General features: G+C 69.9%; 18 protein-coding genes. 7 read left to right on the plus strand and 11 right to left on the minus strand.

What is annotated here, in order from left to right:
• Positions 1–16: 16 nt before the first annotated feature.
• The 8 genes from ABCR83_RS25170 to hemL form a co-directional block, all read right to left on the minus strand.
• Positions 17–547, minus strand: coding sequence for an SRPBCC domain-containing protein (locus ABCR83_RS25170; protein ID WP_462697458.1), 531 nt, complete (start codon positions 545–547; stop codon positions 17–19).
• Positions 548–638: 91 nt separating this feature from the next.
• The gene (ccsB, locus tag ABCR83_RS25175) at positions 639–1796 is read right to left on the minus strand and encodes a c-type cytochrome biogenesis protein CcsB (protein WP_462697459.1); all 1158 of its coding nucleotides are present in this window, start codon (positions 1794–1796) and stop codon (positions 639–641) included.
• Positions 1793–3562 (minus strand): cytochrome c biogenesis protein ResB, encoded by a 1770-nt coding sequence (gene resB, locus ABCR83_RS25180; RefSeq protein WP_462697460.1) that lies wholly within the window; start codon positions 3560–3562, stop codon positions 1793–1795. Before resB ends, ccsB begins: the two co-directional genes overlap by 4 nt.
• A 3-nt stretch (positions 3563–3565) precedes the next feature.
• On the minus strand, positions 3566–4336 hold the full coding sequence (locus ABCR83_RS25185) for a cytochrome c biogenesis CcdA family protein (RefSeq protein ID WP_462697461.1): 771 nt from the start codon (positions 4334–4336) through the stop codon (positions 3566–3568).
• On the minus strand, positions 4333–4953 hold the full coding sequence (locus ABCR83_RS25190; RefSeq protein WP_462697462.1) for a TlpA family protein disulfide reductase: 621 nt from the start codon (positions 4951–4953) through the stop codon (positions 4333–4335). The genes ABCR83_RS25185 and ABCR83_RS25190 overlap by 4 nt, the downstream gene beginning before the upstream one ends.
• A gap of 58 nt (positions 4954–5011) precedes the next feature.
• The gene (locus ABCR83_RS25195; RefSeq protein WP_462697463.1) at positions 5012–6205 is read right to left on the minus strand and encodes a polysaccharide deacetylase family protein; all 1194 of its coding nucleotides are present in this window, start codon (positions 6203–6205) and stop codon (positions 5012–5014) included.
• 112 nt (positions 6206–6317) lie between these two features.
• Positions 6318–6965 (minus strand): histidine phosphatase family protein, encoded by a 648-nt coding sequence (locus ABCR83_RS25200; RefSeq protein ID WP_462697491.1) that lies wholly within the window; start codon positions 6963–6965, stop codon positions 6318–6320.
• 38 nt (positions 6966–7003) lie between these two features.
• A complete protein-coding gene (hemL, locus tag ABCR83_RS25205) occupies positions 7004–8329 on the minus strand; it encodes a glutamate-1-semialdehyde 2,1-aminomutase (RefSeq protein ID WP_462697464.1) in 1326 nt (441 codons plus the stop codon).
• A gap of 127 nt (positions 8330–8456) precedes the next feature.
• On the opposite strand from hemL, the gene ABCR83_RS25210 reads away from it, so the two are divergent.
• From ABCR83_RS25210 to ABCR83_RS25225, 4 genes are all read left to right on the plus strand, one after another.
• Positions 8457–9032: a hypothetical protein gene (locus ABCR83_RS25210; RefSeq protein ID WP_462697465.1), complete on the plus strand. Its 576-nt coding sequence runs from the start codon at positions 8457–8459 to the stop codon at positions 9030–9032.
• 6 nt (positions 9033–9038) lie between these two features.
• Positions 9039–9389, plus strand: coding sequence for a YnfA family protein (locus tag ABCR83_RS25215; RefSeq protein WP_462697466.1), 351 nt, complete (start codon positions 9039–9041; stop codon positions 9387–9389).
• Positions 9390–9437: 48 nt separating this feature from the next.
• On the plus strand, positions 9438–10181 hold the full coding sequence (locus tag ABCR83_RS25220) for an SDR family NAD(P)-dependent oxidoreductase (protein WP_462697467.1): 744 nt from the start codon (positions 9438–9440) through the stop codon (positions 10179–10181).
• Positions 10182–10263: 82 nt separating this feature from the next.
• Positions 10264–10644: a VOC family protein gene (locus ABCR83_RS25225; protein ID WP_462697468.1), complete on the plus strand. Its 381-nt coding sequence runs from the start codon at positions 10264–10266 to the stop codon at positions 10642–10644.
• A 33-nt stretch (positions 10645–10677) separates the two neighbouring features.
• Here ABCR83_RS25225 and ABCR83_RS25230 read toward each other — a convergent pair whose 3' ends face one another.
• The gene (locus tag ABCR83_RS25230; RefSeq protein ID WP_462697469.1) at positions 10678–11871 is read right to left on the minus strand and encodes an RtcB family protein; all 1194 of its coding nucleotides are present in this window, start codon (positions 11869–11871) and stop codon (positions 10678–10680) included.
• A 167-nt stretch (positions 11872–12038) separates the two neighbouring features.
• Between ABCR83_RS25230 and ABCR83_RS25235 the strand changes: the two genes are divergently transcribed.
• Positions 12039–12887 (plus strand): hypothetical protein, encoded by an 849-nt coding sequence (locus ABCR83_RS25235; protein ID WP_462697470.1) that lies wholly within the window; start codon positions 12039–12041, stop codon positions 12885–12887.
• A gap of 146 nt (positions 12888–13033) precedes the next feature.
• Entirely contained in the window at positions 13034–13729 is a 696-nt protein-coding gene (locus ABCR83_RS25240; RefSeq protein ID WP_462697471.1) for a DUF3558 family protein, read from the plus strand.
• A gap of 77 nt (positions 13730–13806) precedes the next feature.
• On the opposite strand, the gene lysS is transcribed toward ABCR83_RS25240, so the two are convergent.
• The gene (gene lysS / locus ABCR83_RS25245) at positions 13807–15540 is read right to left on the minus strand and encodes a lysine--tRNA ligase (protein WP_462697472.1); all 1734 of its coding nucleotides are present in this window, start codon (positions 15538–15540) and stop codon (positions 13807–13809) included.
• Positions 15541–15714: 174 nt separating this feature from the next.
• Between lysS and argS the strand changes: the two genes are divergently transcribed.
• Positions 15715–17478, plus strand: a complete 1764-nt coding sequence (gene argS, locus ABCR83_RS25250; protein WP_462697473.1) for an arginine--tRNA ligase — start codon at positions 15715–15717, stop codon at positions 17476–17478.
• 4 nt (positions 17479–17482) lie between these two features.
• Here the strand turns inward: argS and ABCR83_RS25255 are convergent, their stop codons facing one another.
• Entirely contained in the window at positions 17483–17944 is a 462-nt protein-coding gene (locus tag ABCR83_RS25255) for an ATP-binding protein (RefSeq protein ID WP_462697474.1), read from the minus strand.

The raw sequence follows: 17944 nt of genomic DNA on the forward strand, positions 1-17944 counted from the left end.
ACCCGTCGGCCACGCCTCAGGGGAGCTCCCGCTTCCCCTGCTGGTACTCCGACCGCAGTTCCCGCCACCGGGCCGGCGTCCAGGCGGGCCAGTCGGCCGGATGCCCGGCCAGGGCCTGCAGCAGGTACTCGAAGTGGTGGTGCCAGCCCGCCAGGCAGTCCAGGCGCTCGTCGTCCGTGCCCGGCACCTCATTGGCGAAGTGCAGCAGCGTGCCCCCGACGGAGGCGGGGGCGGGTTCGAGTTCGAAGCGGATCCGGCCGTGCACCTCGACCGTGTACTCGGCCAGGCTCCGCGGCTCCCAGGCGGTGACCCGGCCGGGCGCGATGGTGACCTCGCCCTCCCGGTTGGTGTTGAGCCAGCGCAGCGTGATCGCACCGCCCGCGCGCGGTTCGAAGGGCTCGGCGGCGGCCAGCCAGGTCGGCAGGCCCTCGGGGGTGGCAATGGCGGCCCAGACCCGGGGCAGGGGGTAGGGGAGGGACAGCTCGTAGCGGAGGGTGTGGATGTCGCCATGGGTCTCGGAGGACCCGTAGGGGCTGGGGATCTCCATGGCTCCAGCGGTACCACGACGGCCCGGATCCCGCCTGTCGGAGGGCGGTACCCGGGCCGTCGGGCGGCGCGGACGTCAGACCCCGGAGTATTCAGACCCCGGAGTAGGAGTGCTTGCCGCCGAACAGGAAGTTGACCCCGTAGTAGTTGAAGATGTAGCAGCCGAAGGCGAACAGTGCCAGATAGGCGGCCTTGCGGCCCTTCCATCCGGCGGTGGCGCGGGCGTGCAGGTAGCAGGCGTAGGCGACCCAGGTGATGAAGGACCAGACCTCCTTGGGGTCCCAGCCCCAGTAGCGGCCCCACGCCGCCTCGGCCCAGATCGCGCCCGCGATGATGGTGAAGGTCCACAGCGGGAAGACGGTCGCGTTGATCCGGTAGCCGAACTTGTCCAGCGTGGCGGCGGACGGCAGCCGGGTGAGCGCGCTGTCCCAGGCCATGTGCACCAGGACGCCGAGGCGGGTCCAGCGATGGTCGGCGGGCGTGGTCCTGAGCTTCTTCGCCAGCACGCCCGGGCCGGTCCTGCCCGCCGCCAGGCGCGTCTCATAGCCGTCCCGGAAGCGGTAGAAGAGCGTGGAGACCGCGCCCACATACAGCGACGCGCCGGACAGGATCGCGCAGGAGACATGGATCCACAGCCAGTAGGAGTGGAGCGCGGGCACCAGCTGGTCGCTGGAGGTGTAGAGGACGGAGACGGCCAGGCCCAGGTCGAGCAGGATCGTGGTGACCAGCGGCAGTCCCAGCCAGCGGATGTTCTTCTTGGCGGCGAGCAGACCGAGGTAGACGCCGACCGCGCACATGCCGAAGGTCGTGGAGAACTCGTACATGTTGCCCCAGGGCGCCCGCTGCACGGACAGCGCCCGGGCGAGCACCCCGCCCGCGTGCATCAGGAAGGCGAGCACCGTCAGCGAGACGGCGATCCGGCCGTAGAGGTCGCCCTTCTCGCTGCCCCCCGCGGCACCCGGGCCGTCCGGGATGTCGGCCCGGCTGCCGGGGGCGGCGCGGGTGACGACCTTGGGCCGCTCCAGCACTGCCGTACCGCCGCCGGCTCGCGCGCTCTTGACGGTGACCGCGACCGCCGGCCGTGGCTCGGTGGTGATCGCGGCGGCCGTACGGCCGACCGCGCTGCGGCTGCCGAACACCCACTCGGTGATGTGCGCGATGAAGGCGAGGGTGTAGACGGCCATGGCCGAATAGATCAGCACATTGCTGGTATGGGCCATGTTCTCGTTGGCTGCGGCGGCGAGATTCACGCGCGCGCTCCTTCGGAGGGTTCGGACGATTCGATGGGGTCTACGGGGTCGGCTGGGTCATCCGGGGCCACCGGGGCGTCGCCCTGCAAGGCCGCCGCGAGGTCCGCGAGGTCCTCGGGCACCTTCGCGGACTCGCTGCGTCCGAGACCGGCCAGCTCCACGACAGTACGCCCGTCCGCGCCGCGCACGGCCCGCACCCAGACGCGGCGGCGCCGGATGAACAGCGAACCGGCCACCCCGACCAGCGCGGCGACCGCCCCGGCCAGCGCCGGGCCGTCGCCCGGCTTCTGGGAGATCTGGAAGGTGGCCCAGCTCTTGATGCCGTCGAAGTGCAGGGTGCCCGCACCGTTCGGCAGCGTCATGGTCTCGCCGACCTTGAGGAGATCCGAGAACTTCTTGCCGTCCGGGGTCTTGAACTGCTTCATCCTCGACACATCGAGCTTGTAGACGCTCTGCGGCAGGCCCGAGTCGATGCCCAGGCTGCCTGGGCCGCCTTGGTAGGCGGTCAGCACCAGCACCGGGTTGTCCAGGTCGGGGAACTGGGAGGCCATCCTGCCGGTCCGCAGGTCCAGCGTCGGGACGAAGTTTCCGGTGAAGCCGATCTGGCCCCTCTTGCCGTCCTTGTCCCGGTAGTCCGGGATCTTGAGGATGACATTCTCCGTGATGTTGGGGTCCAGCGGCAGCGAGGCCACCGCGCCCTGCTTGACGATGTTGCCCTGGCCGTCCCGGACGGTGACCACCGGGGCGTAGCCGTGGCCCTGGAGGTAGACCTTGGCCCCGCCGATCTCCAGCGGCTCGTTGACCTTGATGGTGGTCCTGCGCGGGGCGCCGTCGGCACCCTCCTGGTAGGTGAGGTGCGCGGCATAGGTGCGCGGGGTGCCCCGCTGCGGGCCGGTGCGCTCATAGGTGGCGGTGAAGCCGTCCAGGGTGAAGCTGAACGGCGGCAGGTCCGAGGGCCTGAACAGCGAGCCGGACTTGAAGTCGTCGTACTGGGTGAGGGTGTTGGAGAAACCGTCGCCCTCGACGACCAGCTTGCCGCCCTCGGACTTCCACAGCTGCCCGGAGGCGAAGGCCACCAGCATGACGATCAGGGCGACATGGAACAGGAGGTTGCCCGCCTCGCGCAGATAGCCCTTCTCCGAGGCGACCGAGTCATCGGACGCCTCGGTGCGGAACCGCTTGCGCCGCAGCAGCTTGCGCGCCGCGGCCAGCACCTGCTCCGGCTCCGCCTCGGTGCGCCAGGTGGCGTAGGCGGGCATCCTGGTGAGCCGGCTCGGGGCGCGCGGCGGGCGGCCGCGCAGCTGGCCGACGAACTGCCAGGTGCGCGGGACGATGCAGCCGATCAGCGAGATGAACAGCAGCATGTAGATCGCGGAGAACCACACCGAGCTGTAGACGTTGAAGAGCTGGAGCTTCTCGTAGACCGGGGTGAGCGACTGGTGCGCCTGCTTCCAGCTGTCGGTCTTGACCGAGTCGACGCTGGTCTGCGGGATGAGCGAGCCGGGGATGGTGGCCAGCGAGAGCAGCAGCAACAGGAGCAGCGCGACCCGCATCGAGGTCAGCTGGCGCCAGATCCAGCGCAGCCAGCCGAAGGCCTCCCGCCCGGACCAGGCGAGCCGGCCCAGCGCACCGGGTTTGCGCACCCCGCCGAAGGAGCCGGGCACCGCCTCGCCGGTGTCCTCGGCCGGGGCCGTGGACATCCGGTCGGCGGCGGACGCCTCGTCCGGCGCCTCGGCGGGGGCGGGGGTGCTATCGGTGTCGGTCATTGCTCAGATCCCCGGGGTGAATGTGTTGGTCCACGTCTGCAGGTCCTGGACCAGGTAGTCCCATGCGCCCGTGACCAGGAGCACGCCGACCACGACAAGCATCCCGCCGCCGATCCGCATGACCCACGCATAGTGCCGCTTGACCCAGCCGAACGCCCCGAGCGCGCGCCGGAAGGCGACGGCCGCCAGGACGAACGGCAGGCCGAGGCCGAGGCAGTAGGCGATGGTCATCAGGGCCCCCCGGCCCGCGCTCGCCTGGTTGTAGGAGAGGGACAGGGCGGCCCCCAGCGTGGGCCCGATACAGGGCGTCCAGCCGAGCCCGAAGACCACGCCCAGCAGCGGCGCTCCGGCCAGCCCCACCGCGGGCCTGGTGTGGAAGCGGAACTCACGCTGCCCGAACCGGCTCAGCAGGCCCATGAAGGCCAGGCCCAGCACGATCGTCAGGGCGCCGAGGACCGTGGAGATCGTGTCCTGGTACTCCTTCAGGGTCCTGCCGAAGTAGCCGAAGAACGCGCCGAAGGAGACGAAGACGGCACTGAAACCGAGCACGAACAGCGCGGACCCGGCGAGCATCCGGCCCCGCCTGGCCTCGGCCAGGTCCGCGCCGCTGACCCCGGTGACATACGACAGATAGCCCGGCACCAGCGGCAGCACACAGGGCGAGAAGAAGGAGACCAGTCCGCCGAGCACCGCCACCGGCAGCGCCAGCAGCAGCGCTCCGGTCAGCACCGTCTGGTTGTCGCCCGCGGCGGCAAGGGTGTACACGGCGGTCACTGCTCCGCGACCAGCGGGTCGAGGGTCGCGCGCAGGTCGTCCTCGCTCAGCGCCTTGAGGGCCCGCGCGGCGATCTTGCCCTTGCGGTCCACGAAGATCGTGGAGGGGATGGCCTGCGGATTGAGGCTGTCCGCGGGGAAGCGCAGTATCAGCTTGCCGGCCGAGTCGTAGAGGCTCGGATAGGAGACCTCGTGCTCCTTCTCGAAGGCAATGGCCTGGGACGGGTCGGGGTCCCGGGTGTTGATGCCGACGAACTGAACGCCCTTGTCCTGGTACTCCTTGGCGACCTTGGCCAGGCCGTTCGCCTCGGCCCGGCACGGGGAGCACCACGAGCCCCAGACGTTATAGACCAGGATCTTGCCCTTGAACTTCTCGGTGGCGTTGAGTTCCTGGCCTTCCAGCGTCTTTCCGGACAGCTCGGGCGCGTCCTTGCGGGCACCCTGGTCCTTGACGCGGTCCACGCCGCCCTTGCCCTGGATGAACTGGGTCTCGCCACCGCCCCCCGAGCTGCCCGACCCACAGGCGCTCAGCATCAGTGCGGCGAGAACGGAACCCATGGCCGTTGCGGTGGTACGACGGCGGTTGCGGTTGCGTCGAAGGGCGCGGCAGGCACTCATGTGAAAAGTTTCGCATGCCCTTTTCGGCGATCTTCCGCGCCCCCCTCACGGGCCACCGTCAACCGCCGCGCACCCACTTCTGGCCGACCTTCAGTCTGCGCAACCCCTCCAGAACCGCCGGGTCCTGTGCGTCCAGCCAGTCGGCGAGCTGCCGGAAGGAGACCAGCCGCACATCCTTGTGCTTCCCGTCGGCGATGCGTTTGAGTGCTTCCTCGACGGCGTCCATATAGATGCCGCCGTTCCACTCCTCGAAGTGGTTGCCGATGAAGAACGGCGCCCGGTTGGTCTCGTACGCCCGCCGGAATCCGGCGAGATACGCATCGGTGGCCTGCCGCCGCCAGACCGGATACCGGGCCGGCGGGCCCTTGGTCGAGTTTCCCGACTGATTGGCGAGGAGGTTGTAGTCCATGGAAAGCAGCTCGAAGGAGTGGCCGGGGAAGGGCATGAGCTGCAGGGGCAGATCCCACAACCCCTGTTTCTTCCCCGGCCATACCTGGAGCCCGCCCGAAGAACTCGCGTCATACCGCCAGCCGAGCTTTGCGGCGGCGGTCAGCAGATTCTTCTGGCCGAGCAGACACGGGGTGCGTCCGCCGGTGAGTTCCTTGCGGTAGTCGAAGGGCAGCGGATCGAGATCGGCGAATCCGGTGTTCGTCCGCCAGGAGGTGACGAAGGAGACGGCCTGGTGGATCTCCGATTCCCATTGCTCCGGTGTCCACCAGGCGACCGAGCGGGCCCCCGAGCAGAAATGGCCGTTGAAATGAGTGCCGATCTCATGGCCCTCGAGCCAGGCCTCGCGCAGATTCCGCAACGTCGCCCTGATGTGCTCATCGCGCAGATAACCGATGTTGGAGGCACCGACCCGGTTGTTCGGTGGTGCGTACAGTCGCTTCTTCGCCTCCGGCAGGCAGTACAGCCCGGTCAGAAAGAACGTCATCCGCGCGCCGTGCTCCCCGGCGAGCTTCCGGAATCGCGGGAACAGGCCATTGCCGACCTCGCCCGCGCCGTCCCAGGAGAAGACCACGAACTGCGGAGGCCGCTGCCCCGGCTCCAGTCGCTCGGGTGGCGGCGGCTGATTGGGCTGCGGCCCGGCATCGGCGGTGGAACCGTCGCCGATCGGCCTGGCCACGGCCTGCTCCCGCGCCTTCGACACCATCGCATTGCCGCCGGTGTCCGGCGAACAGCCGGCGACGGCCTGCGCGGCGGCGGCGCCCAGCACGGTGCCGAGGAGACCTCTGCGGCCGATGTCGCGCATGTCGCCGTCTCCGCTCGTACTCGACGCGCCCCCGCACCCATGCCATCCATATAAGACGACACTGGGTGCGGGGGCGCGTCGAGTACCGCGGTCCGGCTTACGACCTTGGTCGTTACGCCCCGAAGGCCTTGGCCCCGCCCTTGACCGGCTTGGCCCCCGCCAGCAGATGCCTGGGCACCAGATCCCGGGCCGGCTCGCTGTAACCCACCGAGACGATCTTGTCGCCCCGGTAGGTGAACGTCGTCAGGCTGGCCAGCGTGCACTGCCGCTTGCGCGGGTCATGCCACAGCCGACGCCGCTCGGCGAAGCTCCGCACGATCCAGATCGGCAGCTGATGGCTGACGCACACGGCCTCGCGCCCCCGGGCCGCGTCCCGGGCCGCGCCCAGCGCGGCCATCATCCGCACCACCTGCTCGACATAGGGCTCGCCCCAGGAGGGCCGGAACGGATTCGTCAGGTACTTCCAGTTGGCGGGCTTGCGCAGGGCGCCGTCGCCCACCCCGAAGGTCTTCCCCTCGAAGACGTTCTCCGCCTCGATCAGCCGCTCGTCCGTCGCCAGATCCAGACCATGCGCCTTGGCGATCGGCGTCGCCGTCTCCTGCGCACGCTCCAGCGGCGAGGCGACCACATGGGTGATGTCCCGCCCGGCGAGGTGCTCCGCCACCCGGTCGGCCATCTGCCGCCCCAGCTCGGACAGGTGATAACCGGGCTTGCGCCCGTACAGCACGCCATCCGGGTTGTGCACCTCGCCGTGGCGCATCAAGTGGACGACGGTGATGTCACTCTGCTCCGGACCGCTCACTTCGCCTCCTCCGTCGCCTCGGCCGCCGCCCGGGCCGCCGCCGGCAGCGCCGCCGCCACCCGCTCGACCGCCGCACCGTCATGAACCGTCGAGACGAACCACGACTCAAAGGCCGACGGCGGCAGATACACGCCGTTCGCCAGCATCGAGTGGAAGAACGCCGTGAAACGGAACAGCTGCTGCGTCCTGGCCCGCTCGTAGTCCGTCACCTCACGGTCCGTGAAGAAGACGGAGAACATGTTCCCGGCCGTCTGGAGGCGGTGCGCCACCCCCTCCTTGGCCAGCGCCTCGCTCACCAGGCCGCGGATCTCCGCGGACACCGCGTCCACCCGCTCGTACGCCGCCTCGTCCAGCAGCCGCAACTGCGCCAGGCCCGCCGCCGTCGCGACCGGGTTCCCGGAGAGCGTGCCCGCCTGGTAGACCGGGCCCGCCGGGGCCAGCTGGGCCATCACCTCGGCCCGGCCGCCGAAGGCCGCCGCCGGGAAGCCGCCGCCCATGACCTTGCCGAAGGTCATCAGGTCGGGCTTGACGCCGTCGATCCCGTACCAGCCCGCCCGGCTCACCCGGAAGCCGGTCATGACCTCGTCGGAGATGAGCAGCGCGCCGTTCTTCTCGCAGGCCGATTTGAGCCCCGCGTTGAAGCCCGGCAGCGGCGGCACCACGCCCATGTTGCCCGGCGACGCCTCGGTGATCACACAGGCGATCTCCCCCGGGTAGCGGTGGAACGCCTCGTGCACCGCCTCGAGGTCGTTGTACGGCAGCACGATGGTGTCCCCGGTCTGGGCACCGGTGACGCCCGGGGTGTCCGGCAGCCCGAAGGTCGCCACCCCGGACCCGGCCGCGGCCAGCAGCGCGTCCACATGCCCGTGGTAGCAGCCCGCGAACTTGATCACCTTGGTACGGCCGGTGAAGCCGCGCGCCAGCCGGATCGCCGACATCGTCGCCTCGGTACCGGACGACACCAGCCGCACCTGCTCCACCGGCTCGACCCGGGCGACGATCTCCTCGGCCAGCGCGACCTCGCCCTCGCCGGGCGTGCCGAAGGAGGTGCCCCGCGCGACGGCCCGCTGCACCGCCTCGATCACCTCGGGATGCGCATGGCCGAGGATCATCGGCCCCCAGGAACACACGAGGTCCACATATTCCCGGCCATCCGCGTCCGTGAGGTACGGACCGGTGCCGGACACCATGAACCGGGGCGTACCGCCCACGGCTCGAAACGCGCGCACCGGAGAGTTCACGCCGCCGGGCGTCACGACCGCCGCGCGTTCATAGAGCTTCTGCGAGACTGGGGCTTCAAATGGGTAGCTCACGCTAGCCATGGTCTCAGAGCGCCGAGGACAGTCGCGTCCGGGCGTTTCGCACGCCTGGCACGGGGGAGGTCTCTGAGACGATGATCGGGTTGCGCGGCGGGGGCTGTGCTGCGTAGAAAAGCGATCGGGTGGAGATATGCAGCGCGGTGGCGAACTCGGCGAGGGCACCGACGACCTGGGGCCCGAGCGTTCCCGGCGGTCGCACCGGGGCCGGCACCGCCGTGAGGAACGGCCCCGGACGCCCGGGGATCACAGCACGAGCGGGAGTGGCCGAGTGGGGGTGACCTACAAGTACTTCGGGGCGCCCAACGGTGCCACGGCGGCCCGGGTGCCGATCTCCATGCGTCCCGAGGAGCTCGGTGGTGACGAACTGGGCATGGGCGGCATGTTCACCCGGATCAAGCCGGAGACGGTGGCCGCCATGGTCCTCACCGGCATCCAGGGCATACCCCTGCACAAGGTCCCCCCGCTGGAACTGGTCGTCCTCCACCCCGACTACGCCGTCGTCAAGCTCCCCATGACCGTGGTCGACCCACTGCGCGGCATCGGCGAGGAGTCGGTGGGCGCCGCCGCCTTCATCTGGTCCACCGTCCCCGACCGGGGCGGCCCGCGCGACGCGTTCACGGTCTACCGCCTGCTGCACGAGTGGCAGGACTTCTCCCACCGACTGCACGAGGCGGGCCACCAGCCCTACTGTCTGGTCTGGCCCTAGGAATCCATGCTCATCGCCCGCTCCATCGCCCTCTTCCTGCTCGCCGCCCTGCTGGAGATCGGCGGCGCCTGGCTCGTCTGGCAGGGCACCCGCGGCAGCCACTCCGGCGGGGGGCGCGGCTGGATCTGGATCGGCGCCGGGGTGATCGCGCTGGGCGCGTACGGCTTTGTCGCCACGCTCCAGCCGGATGCGCATTTCGGCCGGATCCTCGCCGCATACGGCGGCGTCTTCGTCGCGGGCTCGCTCGCCTGGGGGATGGTCGCCGACGGCTTCCGCCCGGACCGGTACGACGTACTCGGGGCGCTGGTCTGCCTCGCCGGTGTGGTGGTGATCATGTACGCACCACGAGGCGGCTGACCCGGAATATTCTGCGCGCAGACGCCCGTACGCACCAGGAGGCCCAGCATGAGCACCCGCACCGCAGTCATCACCGGCGCGAGCAGCGGCATCGGTGCCGCGACCGCACGCCAACTGGCCGCCGCCGGCTACCGCGTGGTCCTCACCGCCCGCCGCAAGGACCGCATCGAGGCACTGGCCGCCGAGCTCCCCGATGCCACCGCCCACGCCCTCGACGTCACCGACCGCGCCGCGGTCGACGCCTTCGCCGCCGCCCTGGACCGCTGTGACGTCCTGGTCAACAACGCGGGCGGCGCGCTCGGCACCGACCCCGTCGCCACCGCCGACCCCGCCGACTGGCGCGCGATGTACGAGGTCAACGTCCTCGGCGTGCTCAACGCCACCCAGGCCCTGCTGCCCGCCCTCACCGCGAGCGGCGACGGCACGGTGCTCGTCCTCTCCTCCACCGCCGGCCTCGCCACCTACGAGGGAGGCGGCGGCTATGTCGCCGCCAAGCACGGCGCCCATGTCATCGCCGAAACCCTGCGCCTGGAGCTCTGTGGGCAGCCGGTGCGCGTGATCGAGATCGCCCCCGGCATGGTCAGGACCGAGGGGTTCGCCGTCCACCGCTTCCGCGGCGACCAGGACAAGGCCTCGGCCGTCTACGCGGGCGTGGCCGAGCCGCTGACCGCCGAGGACATCGCCGACACCATCACCTGGGCCGTCACCCGCCCCAGCCACGTCAACATCGACCTGCTGGTGGTCCGCCCCCGCGCCCAGGCGTCCAACACCAAGGTGCACCGGGACCTCTGACCGAGGACCAACAGCCGATCGCCGGGCCGTCCGGGACGGGGTTGGGTTCACCGGAGCGGACGACACCACCGAGGAGACCATCATGCGCGTGACCGGCTTCGACCACCTGGTGCTCAACGTCTCCGACGTCGAGCGCTCGCTCGCCTTCTACAGCGGCCGGCTCGGCCTGGAGCCGGTCCGGGTGGACGAGTGGCGCGCGGGCAAGGTCCCGTTCCCCTCGGTGCGGGTCACCCCCGGAACCATCATCGACCTGGCCGGGCGGGAGCGCGGCGAGTCCAATGTCGACCACATCTGCCTGGTCGTCGACCCCCTGGACTGGCAGACCGTCATCGACTCCGGCGACTTCCACGTCGTCGAGGGCCCCGTGACGCGCTACGGCGCCCGCGGCGACGCCCAGTCGGTCTATGTCCTGGACCCGGACGGCAACACGGTCGAACTGCGCTGGTACCCGCAGGACGCCTGACGCCGGGCCCGGCGCGTCAGCCCTTCCGGCGCGTCAGCCCTTGACGCAGATGACCTGCTTGAGCTTGGCGACCACCTCGACCAGGTCCCGCTGCTGCTCCATGACCTGCTCGATCGGCTTGTAGGCGGCCGGGATCTCATCCACCACGCCCGCGTCCTTGCGGCACTCCACGCCCTGGGTCTGCTCCGCCAGGTCCCGCGCGGAGAACCGCTTCTTCGCCGCGTTGCGGCTCATCCGGCGGCCCGCGCCATGCGAGGCGGAGTTGAAGGAGTCCGGGTTGCCCAGGCCCCGCACAATGTACGAGCCGGTGCCCATGGAGCCCGGGATGATGCCGTACTCGCCACCGCCCGCGCGGATCGCTCCCTTGCGGGTGACCAGCAGATCCATGCCCTCGTAGGTCTCCTCCGCCACATAGTTGTGGTGGCAGGAGATGACCGGATCGAAGGTCACCTTGGCCTTCTTGAAGTCCCTGCGCAGCACATCTTGAGACAGCGCCATCATGATCTCGCGATTGAGTCGCGCATACTCTTGCGCCCAGAACAGGTCGTGCCGGTAGGCGGCCATCTGCGGGGTATCCGAGACGAAGACCGCGAGGTCACGGTCGACCAGCCCCTGGTTGTGCGGGAGCTTGCGGGCCTCGCCTATGTGGTGCTCGGCCAGCTCTTTGCCGATGTTCCGGGAACCGGAGTGCAGCATGATCCAGACAGAATCCTCCGCGTCAAGACAAAGCTCCCAAAAGTGGTTCCCGCCGCCGAGCGTTCCCATCTGCTTCAGCGCCCGGCCCTGACGGAATTTGACCGCCTCCGCGACCCCGTCGAACCGCCCCCAGAAGTCGTCCCACCCCGCGGTCGGGAAGCCGTGCAGCCGGCCCGGATCGACCGCGTCGTCATGCATCGAGAAGCCCACCGGAATCGCTTCCTCGATCTTCGAGCGCAGCCGCGACAGATCGCCCGGCAGGTCATTGGCCGTCAGCGAGGTCTTCACCGCCGACATGCCACAGCCGATGTCCACGCCCACCGCCGCCGGGCACACCGCACCCCGCATGGCGATCACCGAACCGACCGTCGCGCCCTTGCCGAAGTGGACATCGGGCATCACGGCCAGGCCCTGGACCCAGGGCAGGGTGGAGACATTGCGCAGCTGCTGCATGGCGACGTCCTCGACCGTGGCCGGATCCGCCCACATGCGGATCGGCACTCGGGCGCCAGGCAGCTCGGTGTACGGCATATTTTCCTCATTCCCCTGAAAAACCAGATAACGCAAAAGCCGGACCAATCACCTGATTCACGACGGCGGACCAGCGGCCGGGCGGCGCGTGCGGTACACATTGTGTCCAGCGGCTGTCCCGGGGCGGCAACCGTTTTTCGGGCGAAGGGCGAAAGGAGCCACGGACAGTGCAGCGGAGGGCGTACGCACCGGCAGCAGCACTGGCCGCCGCCGTGCTCACAGCGGGTCTCGCCGGATGCAGCTCGGGATCCGGTTCCGGCGGCGGGGCCGACGACCCCAAGCCCGGCCAGGGCGAGGCCGCAACGCCCGCCGCCCAGCCGGGCAAATACCGCAACCTCCCCGAGCCCTGCGGCTATGTGAACCGGGACACCCTGCGCCGGCTGCTGCCCTCCGACGAGGAGCTGAGCGAGCAGGACGCCGAGAAGCTCTACCACGGCCAGGCCACCATCACCTATGACACGGACCGCCGGGTCGGCTGCCGCTGGAAGCAGGAGACGCCGGACGGCACCCGGCACCTGGCCATCGACTTCGAGCGCGTGGTCTCCTACCAGCCGGGGCTCAGCGACGAGGACCGGGCCCAGCAGCTGTACACACGGCTGGCCGACGCCGCGCACATCCCCGCCTCCCCCACGCCCACGGCGCCCCCGTCCTCCCCCTCGACGCCCTCGGCCGGCGCCGGCGGCAACAACGACCCCAGGGCGGCCGGCACCCCGGCCCGCACGGTCGGCCCCTCGGCCTCCGCCACCCCCTCGGCCGGCCCCTCCGCCGGCCCCGACCTGGCCTCGCGCACCCTGGACGACCTCGGCGACGAGGCGTTCATCGACGACAACCTGACGTCCGGCGGCTCCGCGGTGCACCGGGACGTCAAGGTGGTCTTCCGGTCCGCCAACATCCTGGTCACCCTCGCCTACGACCAGTGGCCGGCCGACAAGCGGCACCTCCCCGGCAGCCAGGACATGCAACACAAGGCGCACGCACTGGCCCGAGAGCTCGACTCGGGACACTTCGGCAACTAGCGCCCCGGCCCCCAACCGCCCGGCGAGTAATACCGCCATTTCGGCCGCCACCGCGGCGGGGCCGCGTACCGTGCGCGTAGGGAGGGGACACGCACCACGGCCGCCCCGCGCGGAACACACACCCGCACCGAATGAGCGAAGGATCCATGCACCGACGAACAGCCCCGCGACTCGCCCGAATCCTCGCCTGCGCCGCAGTACCGGTGATGCTCGTAGCCGCCGGCTGCTCCTCGGGCTCCGAGTCCAAGAAGACCTCGAGCACTCCGTCCGCCTCGGCTTCGGCGCCGTCGGCGAAAACCAGCGGCACGCCCTCGGTCAGTGCCGTGAAGTACGCCAAGCTGCCCGATGCCTGCAAGTCGCTCTCGGGGAAGACGATCGACCAGCTGGTGCCGAAGGCGAAGAACAAGGGGGGCGAGCCCTTCGTCGACGGCTGTTCCTGGAACGGCCTGAACGACTACCAGTTCCGCTTCCTGAACATCACCTTCAACAACCTCTCCGCCGACCCCAACCAGGGCTCCGGCGACAAGCGCGCCCAGGAGTTCGCGGACGACCAGGTGCAGAAGGTGTCCAAGGAGGACGGCGCCAAGAACGCCAAGATCCAGAAGGCCGGCGGCGTCGGTGACTCGGCGAGCACGGTCTCCACGGTCACCAAGAACAAGGACGGCGACGAGTTCCAGAACGAGTCGGTCGTCGCCCGCACGGGCAATGTCGTGATCACCCTGAAGTTCAGCGGCACCGGCTACGAGGGCGCCAAGGCACCGGATGCGAGCGACATGATGAAGAACGCCAAGAACGCGGCCAAGGAGGCCGTCGCCGCGGTCGCGGCCGCCAACAAGAAATAGCCGCCAACAAGAAATAAGCGCCGGAACGTTGTTGGAGGGGGGCCGCCGCGGCGGCCCCCCTCCAACACGTTCACCGGCTATGCGCCGAGCAGCTTGCGCACCCGGTCCGCGCCCACCGCCAGCAGCAGCGTGGGCAGCCGCGGGCCGGTGTCCCGCCCGACGAGCAGGTGGTAGAGCAGCGCGAAGAAGGAGCGCTGGGCGACCTTGAGCTCCGGGGTGGGCTTGGCATCCGGCGCCAGCCCGGCCTGGACCTTGGGCACGCCGTAGACCAGCGTGGTCAGCCCGTCCAGCGACCAGTGCTCGTCCAGGCCCTCGAGCAGCAGGCGCAGCGACTCGCGGGCCTGGTCGTCGAGCGCGGCCAGGGCCTCGGTGTCGGGCTCGGCGCGCACCAGGGTGCGCTGCTCGGCCGGGACCTGGGTGTTGATCCAGTACTCGGCCCGGTCGAGCCGGGGCCGGGTCTCGTCGAGCGAGGTGACCGGGTTGCCGGGGTCGAGCTCGCCGAGGATGCGCAGGGTCTGGTCGTCGTTGCCCGCGGTGATGTCGGCCACCGAGGCGAGCGTGCGGTACGGCAGCGGGCGGGGCGTGCGCGGCAGCTCACCGGCGGCGGTGCGGGCGGCCCGGGCGTGGGCGGCGGCGTCGGCCGGCAGCACGCTGCCGTCCGCGACCTTGGCCTCCAGCTTGTCCCACTCGTCGTAGAGCCGCTGGATCTCCTGGTCGAATGCGATCTTGAAGGACTGGTTGGGCTTGCGGCGGGCGTAGAGCCAGCGCAGCAGCGGGGCCTCCATGATCTTCAGCGCATCGCCCGGGGTGGGCACGCCGCCCTTGGAGGAGGACATCTTGGCCATGCCGCTGATGCCCACGAAGGCGTACATCGGGCCGATGGGCTGCTCGGCGCCGAACACCGTGCGGACGATCTGCCCGCCGACCACGAAGGAGGAGCCGGGCGAGGAGTGGTCGACGCCGGAGGGCTCGAAGATCACGCCTTCGTAGGCCCAGCGCATCGGCCAGTCGACCTTCCAGACCAGCTTGCCGCGGTTGAACTCGCTCAGCCGGACGGTCTCCGAGTGGCCGCACACACAGGTGTAGGCGAGCTCGGTGGTCTCGTCGTCGTAGGCGGTGACGGTGGTGAGGTCGCGCTCGCAGGCGGCGCAGTAGGGCTTGTACGGGAAGTAGGCCGCGCCCGAGCCGCTGCCGTCGTCCTCGCTCGCGGCGCCGGAACCCTCGGCCGCCTCCAGCTCCGCCTCATCGAGAGGCTTCTGCTGCTTCTTGGGCTTGCCGGTCGCCTTGTCCTTCGTCCGGTACTGGCCGAGGATCGCGTCGATGTCCTTGCGGTGCTTCATCGCGTGCAGGATCTGCTCGCGGTAGACACCGGAGGTGTACTGCTCGGTCTGGCTGATCGGGTCGTACTCGATGCCCAGCCCGGCCAGTGCCTCGACCATGGCGGCCTTGAAGTGCTCGGCCCAGTTCGGGTACGCGGAGCCGGCCGGGGCGGGCACCGAGGTCAGCGGCTTGCCGATGTGCCGGGCCCATGACTCGTCGATGCCGGGGACACCCGCCGGGACCTTGCGGTAGCGGTCGTAGTCGTCCCATGAGATCAGGTGGCGCACCGGGAATCCGCGGCGCCGGATCTCGTCGGCGACCAGGTGCGGGGTCATGACCTCGCGGAGGTTGCCCAGATGGATCGGGCCGGAGGGGGAAAGGCCGGAGGCGACGACGATCGGTTTGCCGGGGGCGCGGCGCTCGCCTTCGGCGATGACCTCGTCGGCAAATCGGGAGACCCAGTCGGCCTCGGTGCTCTGAGCCTGAGCCACGGCACTTCCTTCCTTACGGTCCTGGCATGCCCATTGTCCCAGACGGCGCCACCGCCCCCGGGGTTGCCCGTCCGACTTCGAACAGTCCGGCGAATTTGCACGCGAAACCTGTGATAGGGGCGTGGGATACTCGGTGCCATCCCCATCGCCGTCTACCGGAATGGCACCCACCCCATGGCTTCGGTTCCCTCCCTCGCTTCCACGCTCCATCAGCGCATCGCGGATGCCCTCTCGGCAGCCCTGCCGGAGGCCGGCGCCGCCGACCCGCTGCTGCGCCGAAGCGACCGGGCGGACTTCCAGGCCAATGGCATGCTGGCGCTGGCCAAGAGGCTGAAGGGCAACCCGCGGGAGCTGGCGGCCAAGGTCGTCGAGGGCCTGCCCCAGGGCGAGTTGATCTCCGGCCTCGAGGTTTCCGGCCCCGGCTTCCTCAATATCTCGGTGGCCGACCGGGCGATCATCGAGACGCTGGCCGCGCGCGCCGCGGACGAGCGCCTGGGAGTGCCGTTCAAGGAGAAGCCGGGCACCACGGTCGTCGACTGGGCGCAGCCGAATGTGGCCAAGGAGATGCATGTCGGCCATCTGCGGTCGGCGGTGATCGGCGACTCGATGGTCAAGATCCTCGAGTTCACCGGCGAGAAGGTGATCAGCCGTCATCACATCGGCGACTGGGGCACCCAGTTCGGCATGCTGATCCAGTACCTTTTCGAGCACCCGCACGAGCTGGATCACAAGGACGAGCGGGTCTCCGGCGAGGAGGCCATGTCCGGCCTCGGCCGCCTCTACAAGGCGTCGCGGGCGCTCTTCGACTCCGACGAGGAGTTCAAGGAGCGGGCCCGCCGCCGGGTGGTGGACCTCCAGGCCGGGGACGAGCAGACGCTGGCCCTGTGGCGGAGGTTCGTCGACGAGTCGAAGATCTACTTCTACTCGGTCTTCGACAAGCTCGACATGGAGATCCGCGACGAGAACGTGGTCGGCGAGTCCGGCTACAACCAGATGCTGGCGGAGACCTGCCGGCTGCTGGAGGAGTCCGGGGTCGCGGTCCGCTCGGAGGGCGCGCTGTGTGTGTTCTTCGAGGACGTCAAGGGTCCGGACGGCAAGCCGGTGCCGCTGATCGTGCAGAAGTCCGACGGCGGCTACGGCTATGCGGCCACCGACCTGTCGGCGATCCGTGACCGGGTGCGGAACCTGGGCGCGGACACCCTGCTCTATGTGGTGGACGCCCGGCAGTCCCTGCACTTCCGGATGGTTTTCGAGACGGCGCGCCGGATCGGCTGGCTGAACGAGGGCGTGCACGCCGTTCAGTTGGCCTTCGGCACGGTGCTGGGCAAGGACGGCAAGCCGTTCAAGACCCGGGAGGGCGAGACGGTCCGGCTGGTGGATCTGCTGGACGAGGCGATCGAGCGGGCCACGGCCGTGGTGCGGGAGAAGGCCGAGAAGGTGGGCCTCACCGAGCAGGAGATCATCGAGAACGGCACCCAGGTCGGCATCGGTGCCGTGAAGTACGCGGACCTGTCGACCTCTGCGTCCCGCGACTACAAGTTCGACCTGGACCAGATGGTCTCGCTCCATGGCGACACCTCCGTCTACCTCCAGTACGCCTACGCCCGGATCCGCTCCATCATCCGCAGGGCGGGGGACACCCGGCCCGCCGCGCACCCCGGGCTGGCGCTGGCGCCGGCCGAGCGGGCGCTGGGCCTGCATCTGGACCAGTTCGGCGAGACCCTGGCGGAGGTCGCGGCGTCGTATGAGCCGCACAAGCTGGCCTCCTACCTCTACCAGCTGTCCTCGCACTTCACGGCGTTCTACGACCAGTGCCCGGTCCTCAAGGCCGACACCGGCGAGCAGGTGGCGAACCGCCTGTTCCTGTGCGACCTCACCGCCCGCACCCTGCACCAGGGCATGGCGCTGCTCGGCATCCGTACCCCCGAGCGCCTGTAGCGGTCTATCCGACGGGGCCCTTCCCGCACCGGGTGGGGCCCGGTCGGGCACCCAGCTCGAACCAGATCAACTTGCCCACCAGCCCCTGGGGTTGGTCCCGCAGCGCGAATCCGCCCCAGCTGTCGGCGCACCACTGGACGAGCCCCAGCCCGCGGCCCTGCTCGGCCTCGTCGTCCGGCAGCGGGACGGCGTCCAGCGCGGGCAGCCGGGGGTTGGTGTCCCACACCGCCACCCGCACCCGGTCCCCCTCGCGCTTGACGCGCACCGAGGCGGGGCCGTCGGAGTAGCGGTAGGCGTTGGTCACCAGCTCCGAGGTCAGCAGCTCGGCGGTGTCGGCGAGTTCGAGGAAGCCGTGCTCCTCGAAGATGGTGCGGAGCGTGCGCCGTGCGATGCACGGCGCCATGGGATCCGATGGGACCTGGAGCGTGTACTCCCAGTCATCGGCGAGTTCGGGGTCATGACTCAT

Source organism: Streptomyces xingningensis, from assembly GCF_054957865.1.

Coding starts and splice junctions, on each gene's coding strand:
- ABCR83_RS25170 (WP_462697458.1), bottom strand. CDS start 547: ATGGAGATCCCCAGCCCCTACGGGTCCTCCGAGACCCATGGCGACATC.
- resB (WP_462697460.1), bottom strand. CDS start 3,562: ATGACCGACACCGATAGCACCCCCGCCCCCGCCGAGGCGCCGGACGAG.
- ABCR83_RS25190 (WP_462697462.1), bottom strand. CDS start 4,953: ATGAGTGCCTGCCGCGCCCTTCGACGCAACCGCAACCGCCGTCGTACC.
- ABCR83_RS25195 (WP_462697463.1), bottom strand. CDS start 6,205: ATGCGCGACATCGGCCGCAGAGGTCTCCTCGGCACCGTGCTGGGCGCC.
- ABCR83_RS25200 (WP_462697491.1), bottom strand. CDS start 6,965: ATGCGCCACGGCGAGGTGCACAACCCGGATGGCGTGCTGTACGGGCGC.
- hemL (WP_462697464.1), bottom strand. CDS start 8,329: ATGGCTAGCGTGAGCTACCCATTTGAAGCCCCAGTCTCGCAGAAGCTC.
- ABCR83_RS25210 (WP_462697465.1), top strand. CDS start 8,457: ATGCAGCGCGGTGGCGAACTCGGCGAGGGCACCGACGACCTGGGGCCC.
- ABCR83_RS25215 (WP_462697466.1), top strand. CDS start 9,039: ATGCTCATCGCCCGCTCCATCGCCCTCTTCCTGCTCGCCGCCCTGCTG.
- ABCR83_RS25220 (WP_462697467.1), top strand. CDS start 9,438: ATGAGCACCCGCACCGCAGTCATCACCGGCGCGAGCAGCGGCATCGGT.
- ABCR83_RS25225 (WP_462697468.1), top strand. CDS start 10,264: ATGCGCGTGACCGGCTTCGACCACCTGGTGCTCAACGTCTCCGACGTC.
- ABCR83_RS25230 (WP_462697469.1), bottom strand. CDS start 11,871: ATGCCGTACACCGAGCTGCCTGGCGCCCGAGTGCCGATCCGCATGTGG.
- ABCR83_RS25240 (WP_462697471.1), top strand. CDS start 13,034: ATGCACCGACGAACAGCCCCGCGACTCGCCCGAATCCTCGCCTGCGCC.
- argS (WP_462697473.1), top strand. CDS start 15,715: ATGGCTTCGGTTCCCTCCCTCGCTTCCACGCTCCATCAGCGCATCGCG.
- ABCR83_RS25255 (WP_462697474.1), bottom strand. CDS start 17,944: ATGAGTCATGACCCCGAACTCGCCGATGACTGGGAGTACACGCTCCAG.